The 3135-nt window shown below is 39.3% G+C and carries 4 protein-coding genes and 1 pseudogene; 4 read left to right on the plus strand and 1 reads right to left on the minus strand.

The window, feature by feature from the left end; genetic code table 11:
* Positions 1-191 precede the first annotated feature (191 nt).
* A complete protein-coding gene (locus tag LJE72_RS25805; RefSeq protein ID WP_229251000.1) occupies positions 192-950 on the minus strand; it encodes an alpha/beta fold hydrolase in 759 nt (252 codons plus the stop codon).
* A gap of 296 nt (positions 951-1246) precedes the next feature.
* On the opposite strand from LJE72_RS25805, the gene tnpA reads away from it, so the two are divergent.
* The 4 genes and pseudogenes from tnpA (at position 1247) to LJE72_RS25815 (ending at position 2862) form a co-directional block, all read left to right on the plus strand.
* Positions 1247-1570, plus strand: a complete 324-nt coding sequence (gene tnpA / locus LJE72_RS25810; RefSeq protein ID WP_229251001.1) for an IS66 family insertion sequence element accessory protein TnpA — start codon at positions 1247-1249, stop codon at positions 1568-1570.
* Complete coding sequence (gene tnpB / locus LJE72_RS26910) at positions 1563-1784, plus strand: IS66 family insertion sequence element accessory protein TnpB (RefSeq protein WP_396391969.1); 222 nt, start codon at positions 1563-1565, stop codon at positions 1782-1784. Before tnpA ends, tnpB begins: the two co-directional genes overlap by 8 nt.
* Before the next feature lie 8 nt (positions 1785-1792).
* Positions 1793-1924, plus strand: a pseudogene (locus tag LJE72_RS26630) (hypothetical protein); the annotation flags it as partial.
* A 218-nt stretch (positions 1925-2142) separates the two neighbouring features.
* A complete protein-coding gene (locus LJE72_RS25815; protein WP_229251002.1) occupies positions 2143-2862 on the plus strand; it encodes an IS66 family transposase in 720 nt (239 codons plus the stop codon).
* Positions 2863-3135 lie beyond the last annotated feature (273 nt).

The raw sequence follows: 3135 nt of genomic DNA on the forward strand, positions 1-3135 counted from the left end.
CTTTCGAACTTATTTGGCCTTGATTTGCTCTAAATTATTGGGTGCGAAACTTCAGAGATTACTTCTAAAATATGAATTTACACCTATAGTGTAAAACATTTATCCCTATTAATTAAATTCAAAATACATAAGAGACATGTTAGAGTATTTCAAGTAACATGTCTCTTTGTGTTTTCATTTTAGGTAACTAATCAGTTCGAGTACAAAAAGTTAGTAATAGCTTCATTAACCTGATCCGGTTGCTCTAGCATAACCATATGACCAGCTTCGGTTATAAGAGTTATGGTTGAATGAGGTAATTCTTTGCAAAGGTGTTTAGAGTATTTAGGGGGAGTCATTTGATCATCTTGCCCACAAATGACTAAGGTTGGGTTGATGATATCCTTGATACGACCCATTATATTAAATTCATTACAAGCTTGTAAATCAGCCTGATAAACTCCGATTGGAACACTTTTCATTTCTCGAGTTGCTTTATTAAGAATATCAGTGGAAATAGTACTTGCATAGCTGTATTTAACAATTTGGAGAGGATGTTTACCCATAGATAGTAACTCTAAAAACGAAAAGCTTACTGGCAGTCTTGCCCCACTGCCGATAATAATTAATCCTATCAGCGCTTCCGAATGTTCTAAACCCAGATCTAAGGCTATTGCCCCGCCCATAGAATGCCCAACAATATAAAACAGTCTTAACTCTAACGCTTGCGCAAAACCCCAAACAAATTCCCGATACCCGGTTATACTTTCAATTGCCGAACCTTCTGAACGGCCATGTCCCGGAAGATCAAGGGCAATCAAATTGTAGCCTTCGATTCCGGCTAACTGACAGACCCAATTTTCGCTGGTTCCTCCCGCACCGTGGACAAATACTACAGTAGGTAGATCCTCTTGAGATTTGCAACTTTGAATATAATATGTTCCCTTTCCCAAAATATCTATATATGGCACTATTTAATCCCCCTTACGTTCCTTTATAATCAAGTTTTGAAATCTTAAAATATTCTGTTATATATGCTTAGTAAGCATGATAATAACAGTTTAGTCAATAGTTTTTTTCTTAACAATTATTAATAGTTCAAATTCTTAAGTGATGGGGAATTGGCATTAGATTACGAAATTCAGGAAACCTAAGTTAGTTTAACTTGTTCAACAAAAGTTGAACGCAAGCGTCAAACCGGCTGTATCTATCAAACCACCTTATAGACATGAGATAATGCCTTTAAATTAAATTTTTGGAGGTACTTATGACTAGAGGATTGAAACGCGAACTATGGCAAGATCGTATTTGTAATTATCGAAGCAGTGGGCTGAACGCTCAAGCCTGGTGTCGACAAAACAAACTCACCCTTTCCAGCTTGCATTACTGGATCAATAAATTGAACAAAGAATCCCTTGAGTTGGATAGCTGTTTTAACCATGAGTTTGTCCCAATCACTCAAGTGGGACTATCGATGAGCTCATCGGCTCCCATAGTGATTCGATATCAAAACCTATCGATTGAGGTTTTTGAGAGTTGTCATCCCGACACACTGCGTAATGTCTTAGAAATTCTGAATGTCTATGCTTGACTTTACTTTCGGCTCCCAGGTATATCTGGCATGTGGTGTCACTGACTTGAGGCGAAGTATTAACGGATTAGCCATGATCGTAAAACTTCAATTCAATCTAGATCCCTATTCCCGTGCCATGTTTGTCTTTTGTAACCGTAGTCAAAGTCTCATCAAAATACTCCAATGGAATGGATCAGGTTTTTGGCTTTTCATGAAACGCTTAGATAATTAGATAAAGGGAGTTTTCGTTGGCCTATGAAGGCTAAAGAGGTCAAACAAGTGTCCATTAAAGAATTACGCTGGTTGCTCGAGGGCCTTTCCATTGAGCAAAAAAGCGCCTTCAAAGAGCGTCACCCAAGCATCGTAATTTAATGATAAATTGAAGGCGAAAATGCTAAAAGACCCGCATAAAATGGGCGTTTCCGGCACTTCTACTATGGAAATTCAGCTCCAAAAATGATATAATTTTCCCATGAAAACGAGCAATAACATCCCCTTTACAGACCGAAAATTGAATGACTGTTCCAAAGAAGAACTCCTTTCCTTATGCAAGCTTCTCATGGAGCACAATAAGAAAATTAGTACTCAAATTGGATTATTTAACCCAGCAAATTGCGCTCTCTAACCATCGTCGCTTTGGTTCTTCCAGCGAAAAGGATCAAATCCCCGAAGGATATGAGCAAATCTCTTTGTGTTTTAATGAAGCTGAGGCTATTTCGGATAGTTCTGCGACTGAACCTCAATATGAGGAAGTCGTTCCTAAGCCTTATAAGCGTAAGAAGCAAAAAGGTAAACGAGAAGCAGATCTCGCGGATTTTCCCGTGGTACATATAGAACATAAACTTTCTGCTGAAGAATGTGTCTGTCACTGTGGAAAGGCCTTAAAAATCATCACCGAAGAAAAAACCAGCTATCTACGCTTTGTGCCCGCTCATTTTGAACGAGAAGAGCATGTGGTATCCGTTTATGGGTGTGAAGACAGTAGCTGTGGGAATATCCTTCGTGCTAAAAAAGATCCATCGTTGCTTCGTGGTAGTATAGCTACCCCCTCTATCGTGGCGGCTATTATGAATGGAAAGTATGTTAACTCGGTCCCCTTGGCTCGTCACGAAAGTGAGTTTCAGCGTTATGGAGTGAATCTGTCTAGGCAGACGATGGCCAACTGGATGATCCGTTGCAGCGAGGAATACCTATCCTTGTTGTACAATGAGATGAAAAAACATATGCTTTCCTGCGGTACCCTTCACGCCGATGAAACTCGTGTTCAAGTTTTATATGAAGAAAATCGTAATGCAACCGCTAAAAGCTAGATGTGGGTTTACCGTTCTGGAGAACTATGCGATGTGCCTCCGGTCATCTTATTCAACTATGAACCCACACGGGGTGGCTATCATCCAAGGAGTTTCTCTCAGGGTACAGTGGATATCTGACGACGGATTATTCCGATAAAAAAGTTATTCCGATATATAAATTTCAAGCGTCGTAGACACTGGATTTTTCCAATGCCTACGATTATTTTATCGGCATTTTATACCAGTCCATACAATTGCTTAATTATGTCATCATTATTTGCGTACTTGAAA

The organism is Desulfosporosinus shakirovi, assembly GCF_020595055.1.
Classification (GTDB): domain Bacteria; phylum Bacillota; class Desulfitobacteriia; order Desulfitobacteriales; family Desulfitobacteriaceae; genus Desulfosporosinus; species Desulfosporosinus shakirovi.